The 19,162-nt window shown below is 69.6% G+C and carries 22 protein-coding genes and 1 pseudogene; 20 read left to right on the top strand and 3 right to left on the bottom strand.

Annotated features, from left to right (window positions below; all coding sequences use genetic code 11):
• Positions 1-5 precede the first annotated feature (5 nt).
• The 15 genes and pseudogenes from ACFC06_RS09115 (at position 6) to ACFC06_RS09045 (ending at position 12,478) form a co-directional block, all read left to right on the top strand.
• Positions 6-2,399, top strand: coding sequence for a Tex family protein (locus tag ACFC06_RS09115; RefSeq protein ID WP_375929250.1), 2,394 nt, complete (start codon positions 6-8; stop codon positions 2,397-2,399).
• Positions 2,400-2,420: 21 nt separating this feature from the next.
• Entirely contained in the window at positions 2,421-3,308 is an 888-nt protein-coding gene (locus tag ACFC06_RS09110) for a hypothetical protein (RefSeq protein WP_375929249.1), read from the top strand.
• Between the two features lie 164 nt (positions 3,309-3,472).
• Positions 3,473-3,814: a 50S ribosomal protein L19 gene (rplS, locus tag ACFC06_RS09105; protein ID WP_019048201.1), complete on the top strand. Its 342-nt coding sequence runs from the start codon at positions 3,473-3,475 to the stop codon at positions 3,812-3,814.
• A 76-nt stretch (positions 3,815-3,890) separates the two neighbouring features.
• Positions 3,891-4,658: a signal peptidase I gene (gene lepB, locus ACFC06_RS09100; protein ID WP_375935339.1), complete on the top strand. Its 768-nt coding sequence runs from the start codon at positions 3,891-3,893 to the stop codon at positions 4,656-4,658.
• Positions 4,659-4,679: 21 nt separating this feature from the next.
• Complete coding sequence (locus tag ACFC06_RS09095; protein ID WP_375929248.1) at positions 4,680-5,384, top strand: ribonuclease HII; 705 nt, start codon at positions 4,680-4,682, stop codon at positions 5,382-5,384.
• Positions 5,385-5,431: 47 nt separating this feature from the next.
• Positions 5,432-5,737: a DUF2469 domain-containing protein gene (locus ACFC06_RS09090; protein WP_011210678.1), complete on the top strand. Its 306-nt coding sequence runs from the start codon at positions 5,432-5,434 to the stop codon at positions 5,735-5,737.
• A gap of 87 nt (positions 5,738-5,824) precedes the next feature.
• A complete protein-coding gene (locus ACFC06_RS09085) occupies positions 5,825-6,181 on the top strand; it encodes a YraN family protein (RefSeq protein ID WP_375929247.1) in 357 nt (118 codons plus the stop codon).
• Positions 6,181-7,689, top strand: a complete 1,509-nt coding sequence (locus ACFC06_RS09080; RefSeq protein ID WP_375929246.1) for a YifB family Mg chelatase-like AAA ATPase — start codon at positions 6,181-6,183, stop codon at positions 7,687-7,689. The genes ACFC06_RS09085 and ACFC06_RS09080 overlap by 1 nt, the downstream gene beginning before the upstream one ends.
• A gap of 322 nt (positions 7,690-8,011) precedes the next feature.
• On the top strand, positions 8,012-9,187 hold the full coding sequence (dprA, locus tag ACFC06_RS09075; protein WP_375929245.1) for a DNA-processing protein DprA: 1,176 nt from the start codon (positions 8,012-8,014) through the stop codon (positions 9,185-9,187).
• A 52-nt stretch (positions 9,188-9,239) separates the two neighbouring features.
• Positions 9,240-9,623, top strand: a complete 384-nt coding sequence (locus ACFC06_RS09070) for an NUDIX domain-containing protein (protein ID WP_375929244.1) — start codon at positions 9,240-9,242, stop codon at positions 9,621-9,623.
• 62 nt (positions 9,624-9,685) lie between these two features.
• Positions 9,686-10,609: a tyrosine recombinase XerC gene (locus ACFC06_RS09065; RefSeq protein ID WP_375929243.1), complete on the top strand. Its 924-nt coding sequence runs from the start codon at positions 9,686-9,688 to the stop codon at positions 10,607-10,609.
• Between the two features lie 284 nt (positions 10,610-10,893).
• Positions 10,894-11,028: pseudogene (locus ACFC06_RS09060) on the top strand (TetR/AcrR family transcriptional regulator); the annotation flags it as partial.
• Positions 11,029-11,132: 104 nt separating this feature from the next.
• Positions 11,133-11,498 carry a YidH family protein gene (locus tag ACFC06_RS09055; RefSeq protein ID WP_375929242.1) on the top strand — a complete coding sequence of 122 codons (366 nt, stop codon included), beginning with the start codon at positions 11,133-11,135 and terminating at the stop codon, positions 11,496-11,498.
• Complete coding sequence (locus ACFC06_RS09050) at positions 11,495-11,803, top strand: DUF202 domain-containing protein (protein ID WP_375929241.1); 309 nt, start codon at positions 11,495-11,497, stop codon at positions 11,801-11,803. Before ACFC06_RS09055 ends, ACFC06_RS09050 begins: the two co-directional genes overlap by 4 nt.
• 306 nt (positions 11,804-12,109) lie before the next feature.
• Positions 12,110-12,478 carry a GatB/YqeY domain-containing protein gene (locus ACFC06_RS09045; protein WP_375929240.1) on the top strand — a complete coding sequence of 123 codons (369 nt, stop codon included), beginning with the start codon at positions 12,110-12,112 and terminating at the stop codon, positions 12,476-12,478.
• 9 nt (positions 12,479-12,487) lie between these two features.
• Here ACFC06_RS09045 and ACFC06_RS09040 read toward each other — a convergent pair whose 3' ends face one another.
• From ACFC06_RS09040 to ACFC06_RS09030, 3 genes are read right to left on the bottom strand one after another with little or no spacing between them, the layout of a single operon-like run.
• Positions 12,488-12,997: a DUF1990 family protein gene (locus tag ACFC06_RS09040; protein ID WP_375929239.1), complete on the bottom strand. Its 510-nt coding sequence runs from the start codon at positions 12,995-12,997 to the stop codon at positions 12,488-12,490.
• A 50-nt stretch (positions 12,998-13,047) separates the two neighbouring features.
• On the bottom strand, positions 13,048-13,587 hold the full coding sequence (locus tag ACFC06_RS09035; protein ID WP_375929238.1) for a M23 family metallopeptidase: 540 nt from the start codon (positions 13,585-13,587) through the stop codon (positions 13,048-13,050).
• Between the two features lie 23 nt (positions 13,588-13,610).
• Complete coding sequence (locus tag ACFC06_RS09030) at positions 13,611-13,841, bottom strand: hypothetical protein (RefSeq protein WP_375929237.1); 231 nt, start codon at positions 13,839-13,841, stop codon at positions 13,611-13,613.
• A gap of 966 nt (positions 13,842-14,807) precedes the next feature.
• Between ACFC06_RS09030 and rpsB the strand changes: the two genes are divergently transcribed.
• The 5 genes from rpsB (at position 14,808) to ACFC06_RS09005 (ending at position 19,158) form a co-directional block, all read left to right on the top strand.
• On the top strand, positions 14,808-15,671 hold the full coding sequence (rpsB, locus tag ACFC06_RS09025) for a 30S ribosomal protein S2 (protein WP_375929236.1): 864 nt from the start codon (positions 14,808-14,810) through the stop codon (positions 15,669-15,671).
• 108 nt (positions 15,672-15,779) lie between these two features.
• On the top strand, positions 15,780-16,604 hold the full coding sequence (gene tsf, locus ACFC06_RS09020; RefSeq protein ID WP_375929235.1) for a translation elongation factor Ts: 825 nt from the start codon (positions 15,780-15,782) through the stop codon (positions 16,602-16,604).
• A gap of 231 nt (positions 16,605-16,835) precedes the next feature.
• The gene (gene pyrH / locus ACFC06_RS09015) at positions 16,836-17,564 is read left to right on the top strand and encodes a UMP kinase (protein WP_375929234.1); all 729 of its coding nucleotides are present in this window, start codon (positions 16,836-16,838) and stop codon (positions 17,562-17,564) included.
• Positions 17,565-17,610: 46 nt separating this feature from the next.
• Positions 17,611-18,168, top strand: coding sequence for a ribosome recycling factor (gene frr / locus ACFC06_RS09010; RefSeq protein WP_375929233.1), 558 nt, complete (start codon positions 17,611-17,613; stop codon positions 18,166-18,168).
• A 111-nt stretch (positions 18,169-18,279) separates the two neighbouring features.
• Positions 18,280-19,158, top strand: coding sequence for a phosphatidate cytidylyltransferase (locus ACFC06_RS09005; protein ID WP_375935336.1), 879 nt, complete (start codon positions 18,280-18,282; stop codon positions 19,156-19,158).
• Positions 19,159-19,162 lie beyond the last annotated feature (4 nt).

The raw sequence follows: 19,162 nt of genomic DNA, 5'->3' as shown, positions 1-19,162 counted from the left end.
CGGTCGTGACGACAGCGCCCGAGACTGAAAGCACGACCACCCTGGCCAGCGTGGGCAGGCGGATCGCGGACGAACTGGGGGTGCGCGAGACCCAGGTCCGCGCCGCCGTCGAACTGCTCGACGGCGGTTCGACGGTTCCGTTCATCGCGCGCTACCGCAAGGAGGTCACCGGCGGCCTCGACGACGCCCAGTTGCGTCAGCTCGACGAACGTCTCGGCTATCTGCGCGAACTCGACGAGCGCCGCGGCGCGATCATCGAATCCATCCGGGGCCAGGGCAAACTCGACCCGGCCCTGCACACCCAGATCATGCTCGCCGAGACCAAAGCCCGCCTCGAAGACATCTACCTGCCCTACAAGCCCAAGCGCCGCACCAAGGCCCAGATCGCCCGCGAGGCAGGCCACGAGCCCGTCGCCGACGCGCTGATCGGCGACCCCACCACCGACCCCGCCGGCTACACCGCCGAACAGCTCGATGGCGCCCGCGCGATCCTGGTGGAGCGCTTCGCCGAAGACGCCGACCTCGTCGGTGAACTGCGCGAACTCATGTGGAACCGCGGTCAGGTCAGCTCGACGGTGCGCGCGGGCAAGGAGGAGGCGGGCGCCAAGTTCGCCGACTACTTCGAGTTCAGCGAGCCGTTCCACAAGCTGCCCTCGCATCGCATCCTGGCGCTGCTGCGCGGCGAGAAGGAAGAGGTGCTCACCCTGCACCTCGAACCCGACACCGAGGAGCCCGCGCCCGGCGAACGCACGATCTACGAGGGCCGCATCGCGGTCGCCTTCGGCATCGCCGACCAGGGCCGCCCGGCCGATTCCTGGCTGCTCGACACGGTGCGCTGGGCCTGGCGTACGAAGCTGCAGGTCAGCCTGGGGATCGACACCAGGATGCGGCTTCGTCAGGCCGCGGAGAAGGACGCGGTCGACGTGTTCGCCGCCAACCTGCGCGATCTGCTGCTGGCCGCCCCCGCGGGCACCCGCACCACCATGGGCCTTGACCCCGGCTACCGCACCGGTGTGAAGGTCGCCGTCGTCGACGCCACCGGCAAGGCCGTCGCGACCGAGGTCATCTATCCGCACAAGCCGCAGGGGCAGACCGAGAAGTCCCTGGCCGTGCTGGCCGCCCTGGTGGCCCGCTTCGGCGTGGAGCTCATCGCCATCGGCAACGGCACCGCCTCGCGCGAGACCGACGCCCTGGCCACCGAACTCATCTCCCGCATCCCCGAGAACAAGCCCACCAAGATCGTGGTCTCGGAGGCGGGCGCCTCGGTGTACTCGGCCTCGGCCTACGCCTCGGCCGAACTGCCCGACATGGACGTCTCGCTGCGCGGCGCGGTCTCCATCGCCCGCCGTCTCCAGGACCCCCTGGCCGAACTGGTCAAGATCGACCCCAAGTCGATCGGCGTCGGCCAGTACCAGCACGACGTGTCCGAGACGCTGCTGGCCCGCTCGCTGGGCGCGGTCGTCGAGGACGCGGTGAACGCGGTCGGTGTCGACGTGAACACCGCCTCGGTGCCGCTGCTCTCCCGGGTGTCGGGCGTGTCCGGGTCGGTCGCGGAGAGCATCGTCGCCCACCGTGATCAGAACGGTCCCTTCCGCAGCCGCACCGCGCTGCTCGAGGTACCCCGCCTCGGCCCCAAGGCCTTCGAACAGTGCGCGGGCTTCCTGCGCATCCGCGGCGGCGAAGACCCCCTCGACACCTCCGCCGTGCACCCCGAGGCCTACCCGGTCGTGCGCCGCATCCTCGAGACCACCGGCCGCCCGATCGCCGAGATCATCGGCAACACCGGCACCCTGCGCGCGCTGAAACCGGCCGAGTTCACCGACGAGAAGTTCGGTGTGCCCACCGTCAGCGACATCATCGCCGAACTGGAGAAGCCCGGCCGCGACCCGCGCCCGGAGTTCAAGACCGCCGAGTTCGCGGCGGGCATCGAGAAGGTGGCCGACCTGAAGCCGGGCATGGTGCTCGAGGGCGTGGTCACCAATGTGGCGGCCTTCGGCGCGTTCGTCGACGTGGGCGTGCACCAGGACGGGCTCGTGCACGTCTCGGCGCTGTCGCACTCCTTCGTCAAGGACCCGCGCGAGGTGGTCAAATCCGGCGACGTGGTCAAGGTGAAGGTCCTCGAGGTCGACGTCGCCCGCCAGCGCATCGGTTTGACACTGCGCCTCGATGACGAGCCCGGCAAGCCCGCGCAGGGGGACAATCGGAATGGCGGCACACCGCGCGGCCAGAACCGTGGCCAGGGCCGTCCCCAGGGCGGCGGTCGCGGCCAGGGCGGTGACCGCGGGCAGGCACAGGGCCGTGGCCAGAGCCAGGGTCGCGGCGGCAACCAGCGCAAGCCCGCGGCGGCGCCGAGCGGCTCGATGGCCGACGCCCTGCGGCGAGCGGGGTTCGGTCAGTAACACGACGACAGGGCGGGCGGCATGCGACGGTGGCTCGAAGACGACGTGATCGCGCACGGCCGCCTGCCCCTGCTCTGCTTCCTGCTGGGTTTCATCCTCGGCTTCGTGGTCATCCGGATCAGCGTGCGGCTGATCCGGGCCCAGGTGCGCTGGTGGCCGGGCAACGTCAAAGCCGGTGACACCCACATCCACCACGTGGTGTTCGGTGTGATCACCGTGCTGCTGTCGGGTATCGGCCTGATCGCGACCGCCGAGGACTCCACCCAGGTCACCTCCAGCGTGCTCGCCGCCCTGTTCGGCATCGGCGCCGCGCTGGTCCTCGACGAGTTCGCGCTGATCTTCTACCTGCGCGACGTCTACTGGTCCGAACAGGGCCGCACCTCGGTCGACGCGGTCTTCGTCGCGGTCGCGGTGACCGGCCTGCTGCTGCTGGGCGTGCAGCCGGACACCTTCCTCGACTACGACGACTTCCGGCAGTCACGCGGCCTGTGGGTGCGCACCGGCCTGGCGATATCGCTGCTGTTCAATCTGCTCCTGGCCGCGGTGGTGATCGCCAAGGGCAAGATCTGGACCGGCCTGTTCGGCATGTTCTTCGCACCGCTGCTGCTGGTCGGCGCCATCCGGCTGAGCAGACCCGGCGCGCCGTGGGCCCGCTGGCGCTACGGCAACCGGCCCAAGACGATGAACCGGGCCGTCGCCAGGGAACGCCGCTACCGCCGCCCGGTCATCCGCGCGAAGATCTTCATCCAGGACCTGATCGCCGGTAAACCCGACATCGAGCACGCGCGCACCGCCGCCGAAGCCGAGCTGAGCCGCAAGGTGGTCCCGGCACCGCCCGCCCCGCCGCCACACCCGCATCTGCCGCGCCGCCGTGCCGACAAGCCCGGTGAGCACGCCGCGAGCGAGTGAGCCACGCCGCCCGATTTCGGCGGCGGCCGCCTGGTCTGGCACAATGAACCGGTTGCCTTGGGCGAGTCATGTCCGAGAGCACTCCTGTACTGAGCACGAACCGGTCGCGCACGTCAGTGCCGCCAGGTTCCTCTGTTCGCGCGAAGAATCCGAAAAGGTGGAAAATGAACACCCTTGATTTCGTCGACGAGAAGTCGCTGCGCAGCGATGTCCCCGACTTCCGTCCGGGCGACACCCTGAACGTGCACGTGAAGGTCATCGAAGGCTCGAAGGAGCGCATCCAGGTCTTCAAGGGCGTCGTGATCCGGCGTCAGGGCGGCGGCATCGGCGAGACCTTCACGGTCCGCAAGGTGTCCTTCGGTGTCGGTGTCGAGCGCACCTTCCCCGTGCACAGCCCCAACATCGACCACATCGATGTCGTGACCCGCGGTGACGTGCGTCGCGCCAAGCTGTACTACCTGCGCGATCTGCGCGGCAAGGCCGCCAAGATCAAGGAAAAGCGCTGATCTTGCGGTAGCTCTTGGGAGCCCGGAAATTTCGAGTAGCCCGGCGCTCCGACTTCGGTCGGGGCGCCGGGCTACTCTGTTCGGCGTGGCAGACGAAAGTGGGTCGGTGTCCGATTCGGGTGACGAAGGCGGACGGCGCAGGAGCAAACGCGGCGACAAGAAGCAACGCCCGTTCTGGCAGGAACTGCCGATACTGATCGTGATCGCGGCGGTGATCGCCGCGCTGATGGTCACCTTCGTCGGGCGGCCCTACGTGATCCCGTCGCAGTCGATGGAGAACACGCTGCTGATCGGCGACCGCATCTACGTGCAGAAGATCAGCTACTACGGCTCCGAGCCCGGACCCGGCGATGTCGTCGTGTTCGTCGGCCCGCCGTCGTGGAACGGGCACTACAAGTCCATCCGCTCCGACAATGCCGTGGTCCGCGGCGTGCAGAACTTCCTGTCCTACTTCGGGCTGGTCCCGCCCGACGAGAACGACCTGGTCAAGCGGGTCATCGCGGTCGGCGGGCAGACGGTGCAGTGTTGCGACCCGCAGGGCAGGGTGATGGTCGACGGCAAACCCCTCGACGAGCCCTACATCAAGAAGGACTATCCCTGGTACACCGACCGCCCCAACGCCGTCTACCCGGCGGGGCGGGTGTTCGGGCCGGTGAAGGTCCCCGAGGGGCACCTGTGGGTGATGGGCGACAACCGCAACGAATCGGCCGATTCGCGCGCCCATGTCAGCGACGATCTACAGGGCACGGTGCCGGTGGACAATGTGCGCGGCAAGACCGTGTTCAAGATCTGGCCGCCGAGCCGGATCGGCCCGGTGCGCACGCAGAACGCGCAGGAAAACTGAGACGACGAGGACAATCGAACTGTGGGGCAGGATCGGACCGGCTGGCCGCCGCGGGTGGTGATGCGCCGCGCGGGCGGCCTGCGCACGCTGGAGGCGGCGCTCATCCGCAGCGGCCTCGGGCCGGTGGCCGGCGTCGACGAAGCGGGGCGCGGGCCGTGTGCGGGACCGCTGGTCATCGCCGCGTGCCTGCTGGCGCCCAAGGCCTACGACAAGCTGTCCGGGCTCGACGACTCCAAGAAACTCACCGAGGCGGCCCGTGAGGAGCTGTTCCCGGTGGTGCAGCGCCTGGCGCTGGCCTGGAGCGTGGTGGTGGTCCCGGCGTGGGAGATCGACTCGATCGGCATCCACGTCGCCAATATCGAGGGCATGCGCCGGGCCGTGGCCGGGCTCGGGCACACCCCGGGCTACATCCTCACCGACGGCTTCAAGGTCCCCGGCCTGCCCGCGCCGTCGCTGCCGGTCATCGGTGGCGACGGCACGGCGGCCTGTATCGCGGCGGCGAGCATCCTGGCCAAGGTCACCAGGGACCGGATGATGGTGGAGCTCGACGGGCAGCTGCCCGGCTACGGTTTCGCCGCCCACAAGGGCTACAACACGCCCGAACACACCGCCGCTCTGCGGCAGCTCGGACCGAGTACCGAACACCGCCGGTCCTGGCGCAATGTGCGCGAGCTCGACGTGCCGGGCGGTAGCCGAGTGGCTACCCGCGCGGCCCATGCGCGATGATGTGAGTCAATGTACGCGGCGCTGCTAGCAGGAGGACGTCCCACCCGATGAGTGCTGAGGATCTCGAGAAGTACGAAACCGAGATGGAGCTGTCGTTGTACCGCGAGTACAAGGACATCGTCGGCCAGTTCTCGTACGTGGTGGAGACCGAACGCCGCTTCTACCTGGCCAATTCCGTCGAGCTACGGCCGCAGAACGCCGACGGCGAGGTCTACTTCGAAGTGCGGATGAGCGATGCCTGGGTTTGGGACATGTACCGCCCCGCCCGCTTCGTCAAGCACGTCCGGGTGATCACGTTCAAGGACGTGAACATCGAGGAACTGGAGAAGCCCGACCTGCGTCTGCCGGAGTAGTCCACAGGCGGAAAGTTCTCCACAGGTTTTCTGTTTCCCCAGGTCGGCCCGGCGGCGCGGCCGCGGTGGCGCGGCATCGTCGGCGGGGTGGGAAGCAAACAGGCGCTCGGCGCATACGGGGAGAAGCTGGCGGCGCAGTATCTGCGTGAGGCCGGCATGGAGATCATCGCGCGCAACTGGCGGTGCCGGTACGGGGAACTGGACCTGATCGTCCAGGACCCGTCGGTGACCGCGTTCGTCGAGGTTAAGACGCGGTCGGGGCTGGGGTTCGGCACTCCGGCCGAGTCGGTCACCTTCAGCAAACAGCAGCGGATCCGGCGGCTGGCCCTGCTGTGGCTGGCCGAGCAGGAAGGCCCGTGGCGGCGGATCCGGTTCGACGTGGTCTCGGTGCTGCTGCCGCGCGGCAGCACACCGGTCATCGACCATCTGACGGCGGCGTTCTGATGGCGCTCGGACGGGCGCTGTCGGTGGCGGTCACCGGGGTCGACGGGCAGATCGTGGAGATCGAGGCCGATATCGGCCAGGGGTTGCCGTCGGTGAATCTGGTCGGCCTGCCCGACACGGCGTTGCAGGAGTCGCGCAACCGCGTGCGCTCGGCGGTCGCCAACACCGGCGAGAAATGGCCGGACGGGCGGGTCATCCTGGCGCTGTCCCCGGCGACGCTGCCGAAAGTGGGCAGCGTCTACGACCTCGCTCTGGCCGTCTCGGTGCTCGACGCGTCCGGGGCGGTCCCGGGGGAGCGGCTGGTCAAGACCGTCCTGCTCGGCGAACTGGCGCTGGACGGCCGGGTGCGGCGTGTGCGTGGGGTGTTGCCCGCGGTGATCGCGGCCCGCAACGCCGGCGTGCCCACCGTGGTGGTGCCCGCGGAGGCGGTGGCCGAGGCCGGTCTGGTCGAAGGGATCGAGGTACTCGGCGCGCGGAGCCTGCGGACGGTGGTCGCCTGGCTGCGTGGTGAAGGGCAACTGCTGGAACCGGACGGCACGGTGCCCGGAGCGCAGGTGCCGTGCGGTGATCTCAGCGATGTGGTCGGTCAGGACGAGGCACGCTGGGCACTCGAGGTGGCCGCCGCGGGTGGACACCACCTGCTGCTCACCGGTCCGCCCGGCATCGGCAAAACCATGTTGGCGCAACGGCTTCCCAGCCTGCTGCCGCCGCTGTCGGAGGCGGAGTCGCTGGAGGTCACCGCGATCCATTCGATGGCGGGCTCGCTCTCGGCCGAACAACCGCTGCTGACGCTGGCCCCGTTCGTCGCCCCGCACCACTCCACGTCGGTGACCGCCATGATCGGTGGTGGTTCCGGCATGGCCAGGCCGGGCGCGGTCAGCCGCGCACACCGTGGCGTGCTGTTCCTCGACGAATGCGCCGAAATCGGCACCAAGGTCCTCGAAGCCCTGCGCACCCCGCTCGAGGAGGGCGAGGTCCGCATCGCCCGCCGCGACGGCGTCGCCCGCTACCCGGCCCGCTTCCAGCTCGTCCTGGCCGCCAACCCGTGCCCCTGCGCCCCCGCCCGCGATGTCGACTGCATCTGCGCTCCGCTGGCACGCCGCCGCTACCTGGGCAAACTATCGGGTCCACTGCTGGACCGCATCGATATCTGGGTCCAGATGCACGGTCAGGCCGGCGCGACCTTCGGCGACCAGAACACCGAGACCAGCGCGACGGTCGCGGCCAGGGTCGCCGCCGCCCGAGCCCGCGCCCTGGACCGCTGGAGCGAGGAAGGCTGGACCACCAATGCCGAAGTCCCCGGCCACATCCTGCGCCAGCGCTTCCGCCTACCCCGCGAATCCATCGCCCCGATCGAAACAGCCCTGCGTCTGGGCCGGATGTCGGCGCGTGGCGCCGACCGCGCCATCCGCGTGGCGTGGACGGTGTGCGACTTGCGCGGGGGCGAGGTGCCGTCGGTCCAGGACGTGTTGTCGTCGTTGAACTTCCGGCAGCGCGGTGCGCAGTGAGGGCGGTGTCGTCGGGACCCGGGTCATCGCCCCGCGTGTGGCCAGGACGAAACGGACTGTGCTGCGCAGGGTCCGGGCTTCCTCGCACGCGGCGCAGTCGCGGCGCTTTGTCTTCGCTACCACCGAGTGTGCCGATCGGATGTGCTTCTGGGACTCGGCTCATGGCGGTGCGGGGTCTGCACAGCAGGCTCTCCTCGGGGTTGCGGGGAGGCTCCGGCCGCAGTACCGCCGTCGTCTGTCACTCGTGGAATGTGTTGTCGGGGTTCGGTCTCTCTCGGTGGGGGTGCCTGGTGGTGGTCGTCTGCGAGGGAACAGGGCGTCGATGGCGGGGTGCGCTGTGAGCGGGGTGGTGCGGAGTGCGGGAGACGTGGAGGAGGCCAGGCTCGCGTGGGTGTATCTGTCACGGGTGGTCCAGGGGCCGTGTGCGCCGCTGTCGGCACTGATCGGCTCGGTGGGGGTGCGGGAGGCGGCGCGCGCGGTGCGGGAGTACGAGCTGCCCGACGCGCTGCGGGGGCCGGTGGCCGCGCGGCGCGAGATCGACATGGCTACAGCGGATCTCGAGACCATGATGCGGCTCGGTGGCCGTGTCATCACTCCGGACGATCCCGAATGGCCCGGTTGGCGCATGCTCGGGCTGAACCAGCTCGATACCGAACGTGATCGCGACGGGGCAGTTCCGCTGGTGCTGTGGGCGAGGGGCCCGCTGTCGCTACAGGCAGCCTCCGAACGTGCTGTCGCCGTGGTCGGTTCGCGATGCAGCACCGGGTACGGGGTGCAGGTGGCCAACGAGATCTCGTCGGACCTGGCGTGCCGGGGCTGGACGATCGTGTCCGGCGCCGCCTTCGGGATCGACGCCGCCGCCCACCGCGCCGCCCTGGCGGTCGGTGGTGCGACCGTCGCGGTCCTCGCCTGCGGTGTCGACCGCCCGTATCCCGCCCAGCACGACCGTCTGATCGCCGCCATCGCCGACACGGGACTGGTCCTGAGCGAATACCCGCCGGGCACCAGCGCCCAGAAGCATCGCTTCTTGGCCCGCAACCGGCTCATCGCCACTCTGGGTGACGGCGTGCTGGTCGTCGAGGCAGGACTGCGCAGCGGGGCCCGCAACACCGTCAAGTGGGCCCGCCGCCTGGGCCGCCCCGCCATGGCCGTACCCGGCCCCGTCGGTTCGGCCGCGTCGGTGGGCTGCCACCGCATGATCCGGGAAGGAGAAGCCCTGCTGGTCACCCGGGCCGAGGACGTCATCGACGAAGCGGGCCCCCTGCGTCTGCCCGTCGGCGATCACGCCGTGGACCCCGCCGCTCACCTGCGCGGTGCCGAGGCCGAGGTCTACGCCGCCATTCCCGCCGTCGGCTCCCGCCTTCCCCGCGACCTCGCCCTCCAATCCGGTCTGGACCTGGCCACCGTCCGTGCCGTCCTCGTCGGCCTCGAACTCGCCGACCTGGTCGGCTGCGACTCCGACGGCTGGTTCCGTACCGCCACCGAACGCAAGACATGAGATCAGCGCGGCCTGATTCGGTGACACGTGGCAACGGATCGGGCGGATACCGTTGTGCACCCTGGGTTCCGAACTCGTTGCAACCGCCGATTTGGTCGAAGCGAATGAAGCTCCGCGCGCGGCGGCTGTTCGGGAGATCGAGGAGGAACTGGCTCTGCGTGTGCCGATCGGCCGTCTGCTGGTGGTCGACTGGGTTCCGCCGGGGCTCGGTCCCGGGGACGGCGTGATGTTCGTCTATGACGGCGGGGTGCTCGATGCTGATCAGGCGGCGGGTATCACCCTCCCCGAAGCGGAATTGCGGAGCTGGGCGTGGTGCGATGAGCGCGCGGTGGCGGAGCGACTGCCGGGAGTGCTCGCTCGCCGGGTGGACGCCGCTGTTCGAGCTCGGCGTGCTGGCGCGGCGGTCTATCTGGAGGACGGATTTCCCTCGGTGTGACCGGGAGTCGGCGGTCGGCGTGGTGGGTTGCGCCGGGGAGGGGGAAGGGTGACGGTGGGGGGATGGATGTGTTGCCCGAGGATCTGGACGCGTTGGTGACGGAGTTCGGGCGGCATCTGCGGTTGGGACGGAATCGGTCGGCACACACGGTCCGGGCCTATGTCGGAGATGTGCGGTCACTGCTAGAGCACCTGTACGCGCGGTCGGTGGATTCGGCGGTGCGCGAGCTGGATCTGGCTTTGCTGCGGTCGTGGCTGGCCGAACTCGCCGCGGGCGGTGCGGCCCGGACGACACTGTCCCGGCGCGCCTCGGCGGCACGGACCTTCACGGCGTGGCTGACCGAAACGGGTCGGCTGGACATCGACCCCGGGCTGCGGTTGCAAGCGCCGAAGGCACATCGGGTGCTGCCCGCAGTGCTGGGGCGTGGACAGGCCGTGGAGGCGATGGAAGCGGCGGAATCCGGGGCAGCGCAACAGGATCCGATGGCTTTGCGGGACCGGCTCATCGTGGAGTTGCTGTACGCCACCGGGATCCGGGTCAGCGAGCTGTGCGGGCTGGACATCGAGGACATCGACCGTGAACGCCGGCTCGTCCGGGTCCTCGGCAAAGGGAACAAAGAGCGATCCGTGCCGTTCGGCACCCCGGCCGACACCGCACTGGACACCTGGCTCCGCGCCGGGCGCCCGTCACTGGCCGACGACCGATCGGGACGCGCGCTACTGCTCGGCCGGCGCGGTCGCCGCCTCGACCAGCGCCAGGCCCGCACCGTCGTCCACGATGTCGTCGCGGCCATCCCCGGCGCCCCCGACCTGGGCCCCCACGGCCTGCGGCACACCGCCGCCACCCACCTGCTCGAGGGCGGCGCCGACCTCCGCGTCGTCCAGGAACTGCTGGGCCACGCCAGCATGGCCACCACCCAGCTCTACACCCACGTCTCCGTCGAACGCCTCAAACAAGTCCACGACCAGGCCCACCCCCGCGCCTGACCCTTCCGCTCCACTGCCTGCGCCCCCGGACCGGGTCGAGGATCGGTGTCGTCGAAACCGAGGGTGACCGCGTCGAATTCGATCGGCGGCGGAGCGGGCAGGCTCACTGTGTCGTCCGGATCCCACCGGACCCCCGGGCTCTCACCGCGGGCACGGGCCTTCTGCCCGACGCTTATAGGTCGGGGGTATGGCAAGCGGGTGAGCGATCGGCCAGGGCATTGCGGAGTTCGCCGACGTGGATCTCGTGACCGGTCGGCGCGGGGGAGTGCGACGGCAGAGGCACGCGGGCACCGCTGGGCCACCTGCGATCGATGGAGGCGTTCCTCGACGCGATGCTGTCCTACGGCTTCGACGACGACGAGGCGGTCGCGACCTGCCGCTCCTTCACGACCTTCCTGCTCGGGCAGCTGCTGCTCGAGGCTGCGGGAGGGCGCGCTGTGCGGTGGCGATCGGGTTCGGCCACGGCCTGGTTGGCGGCGTGGGCCCGCGGAGCCCGGCAAGATGGGGTCCGGAGGTGGTGGTGATGGTGTTGCCCGAGGTCGCGGGCGAATCCGATGACGGTGAGGACGACGTCGACTATCGGTTCACACTGGCGAACGAACGCACCTTTCTGGCCTGGGTGCGGACAGCGCTCGGGCTGCTCGCCGGTGGTGTCGCCGTCCACACGCTCGTCCAGCCGTTGCGACTGGCGGGATTCGGTGGGGTGATCGCGGTGAGCTGCCTGGTCATGGCCTTCGCGGTGGCGCTCGGTGCCTACCGGCACTGGCAGCGGGTCACGGTCGCCATGCGTGCCGGTCGGCCCTTGCCGGGCACGATCCTGGTGCCGGTGCTGTCGGTCGGCGTCGCGCTGGTCGCGGCACTGGCCTGCCTGGCGGTGCTGCTGTCATGACGGCGCCGACCCTGGCACAGGAGCGCACGGCCCTGGCCTGGCGGCGCACCGCGCTCGGTGCGGCCGGATGCGCGCTGCTGTTCGCCCACGAGGCGACCCGCGACGGCTGGCCGACAATTCTCCTCCCGCTGGTCGCCGCCGCCGCGGCTCTTCTCCTCAGCTGGTTCGGCTGGTTGCGCGGCCAAGCCCTGCACCACGGGCACACGGCCCGCGGCCACCGGCTCGTCGCCGTCACGGCCCTCACCGTCGCCACGGTCGCCCTCATCGGCATCCTCGGCGTAGTGATCACCGAACTCACCGACTGATCACCCCGAGCCCCAGCGATCAGCCCGTCACCCCCGCGACATCAGCATCCAGCGGCGGTCATCCGGCTTGCTCACGGACCCGAACGGTCCGTCTTCGTACCGCCCGAAGCCGAAGCCGAAGCCGAAGCCGAAGCCGAAGCCGAAGCCGAAGCCGCCGGTGACTCGCCGTCGGTTCCGCCGGAAACTGACGCGGCTGCTCGCTCTGTTGCGCGATCTGCTCTCGCCGACCGGCGGCGGTGCGGCACGCCCACACCGCGTGGGAAACCCGGTCGACCACCTCGGCGGTGACAACTAGGCTCGGCGACCGTGACGTCCGGATCGATCGATCAGCCCGCGGGTTCGCTGCGTGAGCGGCTCCGTGCGGGACTGAAACCCGCGATGAAGGCGCGTGATCGCGGTGCCGTCTCGGCGCTGCGATCGGTCCTGGCCGCGATCGACAATGCCGAGGCTGTCGATGCCGGTGCGGTGAAAGCCGGTGCGCTGGAGGACAGTGCGGTCGGGTTGGGCGCCGCCGAGGCTCCCCGCCGGGAACTCACCGACGACGACATCGAGCGGATCGTGCGCCGGGAGATCGGCGAAAGACGCGATGCCGCCGTCGAATACGACCGCCTCGGTGCGGCGGACCGGCGTGACCAGCTCACCGCCGAAGCCGACACGCTCGCCGGATTCCTCTGAGCGCCTGCCTCATTCGCCGGTCGGCAGGGTGCGCAGGTACCGGCCGGCGAACCAGCGCTGGATCAGCCGGACGATCGGTCCGCCCAGGCGCACATACCAGGCACCCGGCCGCGAGAAGGCGGTGACCAGGCCGTAGACGGTGTCGTCGGCCGGGTCGTATTCGACGGCGAACAGTTCCTCGCCGATCTCGGGATGCCCGGGCAGCGTGCCGTAGGCGAATCCGCGACGGTCGGGTTCGTCGAGCACGTAGACCACCCGGCACGGCGCCACGATCCCGATCGGCCCGATCCCCAGGAAGACCGTCAGGTCGGTGTCTTGTTCGGCGGTGTATGTCTCGGCCCCCTGGAAGATGCCGACACCCTTTTGCATCCCGAAGTCGAGGATGTGCGCGGCCGCCCGCTCGAACAAGGCACGGCCGTGACCGATCGGGCGGCGATGACTAAACCGGTGATAGCCCGCGGGGAGCGTGGTCCGGGTGGCGCCGACATCGGGGTAGGTGAGCGCTGCTTTCTCTGGCACACCCCGATTCTCGCCCGCCACGGGTCGGCCGGGGCCGAGCGATGGTCACATCACGGCTCGAGCGGCTTCAACCGGATCGGCACCTCGTGCAGCAGACCGAGCGGGTCGACGTACTCGCGCCGGTTGTGTTCCCCGGACTCCCGGCGCGCGCCCCAGTGCAGGCAGGCGGCGACCGGGCACCCCTCGTGCCCGGCCACCACGGTCCCGATCGGGGTGCCCCTGACCACCCGGTCACCTACCGCAACCCGCGCCTGGACGGGCTCGTAGGTGGTGCGAAGCCCACCCGGATGATCGATCGACACGACGGGCTTGTCCGCCACCACACCGGCGAACATCACCACGCCGTCGCCGGCGGCGAAGACGAGTTGTCCTTCCGTCGCCCCCAGATCGACCCCGCGGTGCCCCGGCAGCCAGTTCCGCTCCGGTTTGTCGAAGCGCTTCTCGACGCTCGGCTTCGGCCGCAACGGCCATCCGAAATCCCCCGCCTCCGCCGCCCACCCCGGCCCGGCTTCCGCGACCAGCACGAGAACCAGGCAGACAGCGCTTCCGCCGACGCGCTGGATCAGTCGTCGAACCGGCTCGCGCAGCACTCCGGCCCGCGCGCGGCGACGGCTCACCGATGTGGGCGCAGAGGCTGCACCCGCTGCTGAGCCGCCCACGCCCGCAGGAGATCGCGCAGGACCACGGGCATCTCCTCGGCGGAACCGGTCGATGCGCCCGGCCGCACCACGATGTCGACCTGGACGGGCACCGTCGCGCGATCCGCGGCCCCCTCGGCAGCGCGTCCCGCCGGGTGTCGTCGCGGCCCGGACACCGGCACCGACGGAGCGTCGGCCAGTTCCACTTCCGATACCCGAACCGGTACCGGAACGGGAGTGAGGAAGGAACGCGGGAGCGCGCGAGCAGGCGTCGCGGGTGGAGCCGACCCCGGGTGCGACTGCCCCGAACCAGGGCACTGTGCCCGCCGGACCATCCGGGATCCCCCACGGCGCTCCGGGGGAGGGCCGGGCAACGGTCGCACGGTTCCGCCCCCGCACGACGGCAGCCGGGGTGACTGCGCCTTCGGCGGGACCACTCCGGGCTGCCCGGCAACCGGCGGCCTGACGACCGGAACCACCGGTGGCGGAACGATCGGCTCGACCGGCAATTCCGCGACCGGCGTGACGAGCGGCGGAGCGGAACGGCCCGCCGGAGCAGGTGCGGGGACGGGGTCGGCCTGCGGTACAGGGTCGGTGCGGCCGGCCGATGGCGGAGCGGCTGATGGCTCGTCCGCGGCCGGTTCGGTCGTCGGAGCACCGGACCGATCGACGGGATGCGCGGCAGCCGGTGCGCCGAGGACCCCCAGGGCGCAGAGCAGGGGCAATGCCGTGATGAGGATGCGTGTCAACGTGGTCATGCCCCCACTCTGGGCGCCGGGGGAACCGTTCGGAACAGGCCGCGAGAGAATGTGGACAACTTCGCCGGATGTGGATATCTCGCACTTCACCCAGGGGAATCGCAGGTCGCCGCGAGGGGGCGATTTCGGCCCTGACACAGCTCCGCGTAGACTGAACTCGCGGTTTGTGCTCGGCGGTTTCCATTTCGCCGAGGTGCGAACCGACTTCGCGCGCCACCCGTGCTCGTCCATCCGGTCGTCGCTCGTTCTGCGGACGTCCGAGAGGGCATGTCCGCGCGAGTTCTCCGAGCGGATGAACAGTGAAATCGTCGGCTGGTCCCGGTTGCTCATCGGGTCCGGCGGTTTCGGTGGCGCCAGGGCAGTCGATCGCCGATCGGCTGCGTCAACCGGCAACGAAAGAGAGATACGGGAGCTATGGCTGTCGTAACCATGAAGCAGCTGCTCGACAGCGGCGCGCACTTCGGGCACCAGACCCGGCGGTGGAACCCGAAGATGAAGCGGTTCATCTTCACCGACCGCAACGGCATCTACATCATCGACCTGCAGCAGACGCTGACCTACATCGACAAGGCCTACGAGTTCGTCAAGGAGACCGTCGCCCACGGTGGCACCGTTCTCTTCGTCGGCACCAAGAAGCAGGCCCAGGAGTCGATCGCGGCCGAGGCGACTCGCGTCGGTATGCCCTACGTCAACCAGCGCTGGCTGGGTGGCATGCTCACCAACTTCTCGACCGTCCACAAGCGCCTGCAGCGCCTGAAGGAGCTCGAGGCCATGGAGCAGACCGGTGGCTTCGAGGGTCGCACCAAGAAGGAAATCCTCATGCTCACGCGTGAGATGACCAAGCTGGACCGCACCCTCGGTGGTATCCGCGACATGGCCAAGGTGCCCTCGGCCATCTGGGTCGTCGACACCAACAAGGAGCACATCGCCGTCGGCGAGGCTCGCAAGCTGAACATCCCGGTCATCGCGATCCTGGACACCAACTGCGATCCCGACCTGGTCGACTACCCGATCCCGGGTAACGACGACGCGATCCGTTCCGCCGCTCTGCTCACCAAGGTCGTCGCCTCCGCGGTGGCCGAGGGCGTGCAGGCCCGCGCGGGCCAGGCTTCCGGCGACGCGAAGCCCGAGGCCGGCGCCGGCGAGCCGCTCGCCGAGTGGGAGCAGGAGCTGCTGGCTCAGGCGACCCCGGCCGCCGAGGCCCCTGCCGAGACGCCCGCCGAGGCCGCTGCCGAGGTCAAGGCCGACCCGGCGCAGCACACCCCGGCCGACTTCTGAGCTGATCGGTAGTTCTACGTTCACCTTGCCGGCCCTTCTGAATTCAGAAGCGGTCGGCAAGGTGGTGTAAACCCCCAGACACCCCACACACGAGGAGGCTCGCCCCCGATGGCGAACTACACCGCTGCTGATGTGAAGCGGCTCCGGGAGCTCACCGGCTCCGGCATGATGGACTGCAAGAACGCGCTGGCCGACTCCGACGGCGATTTCGACAAGGCCGTCGAGGTGCTGCGCATCAAGGGCGCCAAGGACGTCGGCAAGCGCGCCGAGCGCGCGACCGCCGAGGGCCTGGTCATCGCCAAGGACGGCGTCCTGGTCGAGATCAACTCCGAGACCGACTTCGTCGCCAAGAACGCCGAGTTCCAGGAGCTGGCCGAGGCTGTCGTCACCGCCGCCGCCGCGGGCAAGCCGGCCGACCTGGACGCCCTGAAGGCGCTGAAGCTGGACAACGGCACCGTCGACGAGGCCGTGCAGGCGCTGGCCGCCAAGATCGGCGAGAAGCTGGAACTGCGTCGCGTCGTGTCCTACGACGGCCAGGTCGCCACCTACCTGCACAAGCGTGCCTCGGACCTGCCGCCCGCCGTCGGCGTGCTGGTCGAGTACACCGGTGAGGGCGACGCCGCGGCCGAGGCCGCCCGCGCCGCCGCCATGCAGGTCGCCGCGCTCAAGGCCCGCTACGTGACCCGCGACGAGGTCCCGGCCGAGCTGGTCGAGAACGAGCGCCGTGTCGCCGAGGCCACCGCCCGCGAAGAGGGCAAGCCCGAGGCCGCGCTGCCGAAGATCACCGAAGGCCGCGTCAACGGCTTCTTCAAGGACGTCGTCCTGCTCGAGCAGGCCTCGGTCACCGACTCGAAGAAGACCGTCAAGGCCCTGCTGGACGAAGCCGGTGTCACCCTGACCCGCTTCGCCCGCTTCGAGGTCGGCCAGGCCTGATCGCCTGAACGAGAGCCCCTCGGGAGCAGCATTCGGCTGCTCCCGAGGGGCTCTTGCCGATTCCCGGCGGTCGCTGCCCCCGGTTTCGGGGGCTCCGCCTCGCGTGAGGGGGTCTTGTGCGCCGAGGGGAACCGGATAAGGCAGGATGGATGCCGCTTCGCCTTGCTGTGCGGCCGATTCGCGTGCCCGCAGTTCGACAGTTCTCGACCTCGCCGAAGGAGACGACCACCCATGACCGACCCGGGTAACGACCGCCCTGGATACCGCCGGGTGCTGCTCAAGCTGGGTGGGGAGATGTTCGGTGGCGGCGGGGTCGGCCTCGATCCCGATGTCGTGCAGACCGTGGCCGAGCAGATCGCCGAGATCGTCGAGACCGGCGTGCAGGTGGCCGTCGTCATCGGTGGCGGCAACTTCTTCCGCGGCGCCGAGCTCGAGGAGCGCGGGATGGAACGCGCCCGCTCGGACTACATGGGCATGCTCGGCACCGTGATGAACAGCCTCGCGCTGCAGGACTTCCTCCAGCAGCAGGGGGTGGACACGCGCGTGCAGACCGCCATCACGATGGGCCAGGTCGCCGAGCCCTACCTCCCGCTGCGTGCCAAGCGGCACCTCGAGAAGGGCCGTGTGGTGATCTTCGGTGCCGGTATGGGCATGCCCTACTTCTCCACCGACACCACCGCCGCCCAGCGCGCCCTCGAGATCGGCGCCGAGGTGGTGCTGATGGCCAAGGCGGTCGACGGCGTGTTCGACGCCGACCCGCGGGTGGACGAGAACGCCAGCATGTTCACCGAGATCACGCACAAGGAAGTGATCGAGAAGGGGCTGAAGGTCGCCGATGCGACGGCGTTCAGCTTGTGCATGGACAACCAGATGCCGATGCTGGTGTTCAATTTGTTGATCAAGGGCAATATTGCCCGCGCGGTCGCCGGTGAGAACATCGGCACCTTGGTTCGGTCCTGATCCCGCAACCGCGGAAGATGACGATGACGCTGTGGAGGAACCGGTCGTGATTGATGAAGCGCTCTTCGACGCCGAGGAGAAGATGGAGAAGGCCGTCTCGGTGGCGAAGGACGACCTAGGCACCATCCGCACCGGCCGCGCCAACCCGGGCATGTTCGCCCGCGTCGTGGTCGACTACTACGGCTCGCCGACGCCGATCACCCAGATGTCGAGCATCACCGTGCCGGAACCGCGCATGGTGGTGATCAAGCCCTACGAGCAGAGCCAGCTCGGCCCGATCGAGAACGCCATCCGCAACTCCGATCTGGGCGTGAACCCCACCAACAACGGCGACATCCTGCGCATCACGGTGCCCCAGCTCACCGAGGAGCGCCGCCGCGAGATGGTCAAGATGGCCAAGGGCAAGGGCGAGGACGCCAAGGTCTCGATTCGCAACGTGCGCCGCAAGGCGATGGACGAACTGGGCCGGATCCAGAAGGATGGCGAAGCGGGTGAGGACGAGGTCGGGCGCGCCGAGAAGGAGCTCGACAAGACCACCGCCAAGTACGTGGGCCAGATCGATGAGCTGGTCAAGCACAAGGAAGCCGAACTGCTCGAGGTCTGAGCGCCAGATCTCGCCAGTCCCGCTCGTGCGGGGGATGAACGGAACGACGAGTTGAGCGACGGGACAATCGTGGCCGAAGACGCCGCCGCCACCGGAGCGGCACCGGAACCGATGCCGGACCAGATCGCCGCGGCACCGCCCGCGGACGCACCCGCGCCCGCGGCGGCGTCCACCTCGCGCGCGGGCCGCAACCTGCCCGCGGCGCTGGCGGTGGGCCTGGGCCTCGGCCTGTCGCTCATCGCTATCCTGCTGTTCGTCCCCAAGGTGTTCATCGGGGTCGTCGGGGTGGCGGTCGGCGTGGCCACCTGGGAGGTCGCCAAGCGGCTGCGTGAGGCCGACGTGCTGGTGCCGCGCATTCCGCTGCTGGTCGGCGGTCAGGCGGTGTTCTGGCTGGGCTGGCCGTGGGGGGCGCGCGGTGTGGTCGGCGCGTTCGCGGCGACAGCGCTGGTCTGCATGGTGTGGCGATTGTTCGACCACGGCCTGAGCCAGGCGCCGAAGAACTTCCTGCGCGACACCTCGATCACCATCTTCACGCTGTCCTGGATTCCGCTGCTGGCGTCGTTCTCGACGCTGCTGCTGCTCGAACCCGACGGCAACCTGCGGGTGCTGACCTTCATGATCCTGGTCGTGTGCTCCGATGTCGGCGGTTATGTCGCCGGTGTGCTGTTCGGCAGGCATCCGATGGTGCCCGCGATCAGCCCGAAGAAGTCCTGGGAGGGCTTCTGCGGTTCGCTGGTGTTCAGCGTCATCGGCGGTCTGCTGACCGTCACCCTGCTGCTCGACGCCAACTCGATGATCGGTGTGGTGCTCGGTGTGGGCCTGGTGCTCGTCGCGACCCTGGGCGATCTGATCGAATCGCAGATCAAGCGCGAGCTCGGCATCAAGGACATGGGCACGTTGCTGCCAGGGCACGGCGGCATCATGGATCGCCTCGACTCGATGCTGCCCTCGGCGTTCGTGTCCTGGCTGGTGCTCAGCGCCCTGCTCTGAGCCC

Source organism: Nocardia sp. NPDC056064, assembly GCF_042266925.1.
In the GTDB taxonomy this organism is placed as follows: Bacteria; Actinomycetota; Actinomycetes; order Mycobacteriales; family Mycobacteriaceae; genus Nocardia.
This window is presented reverse-complemented; position numbering and strand designations above follow the sequence as displayed.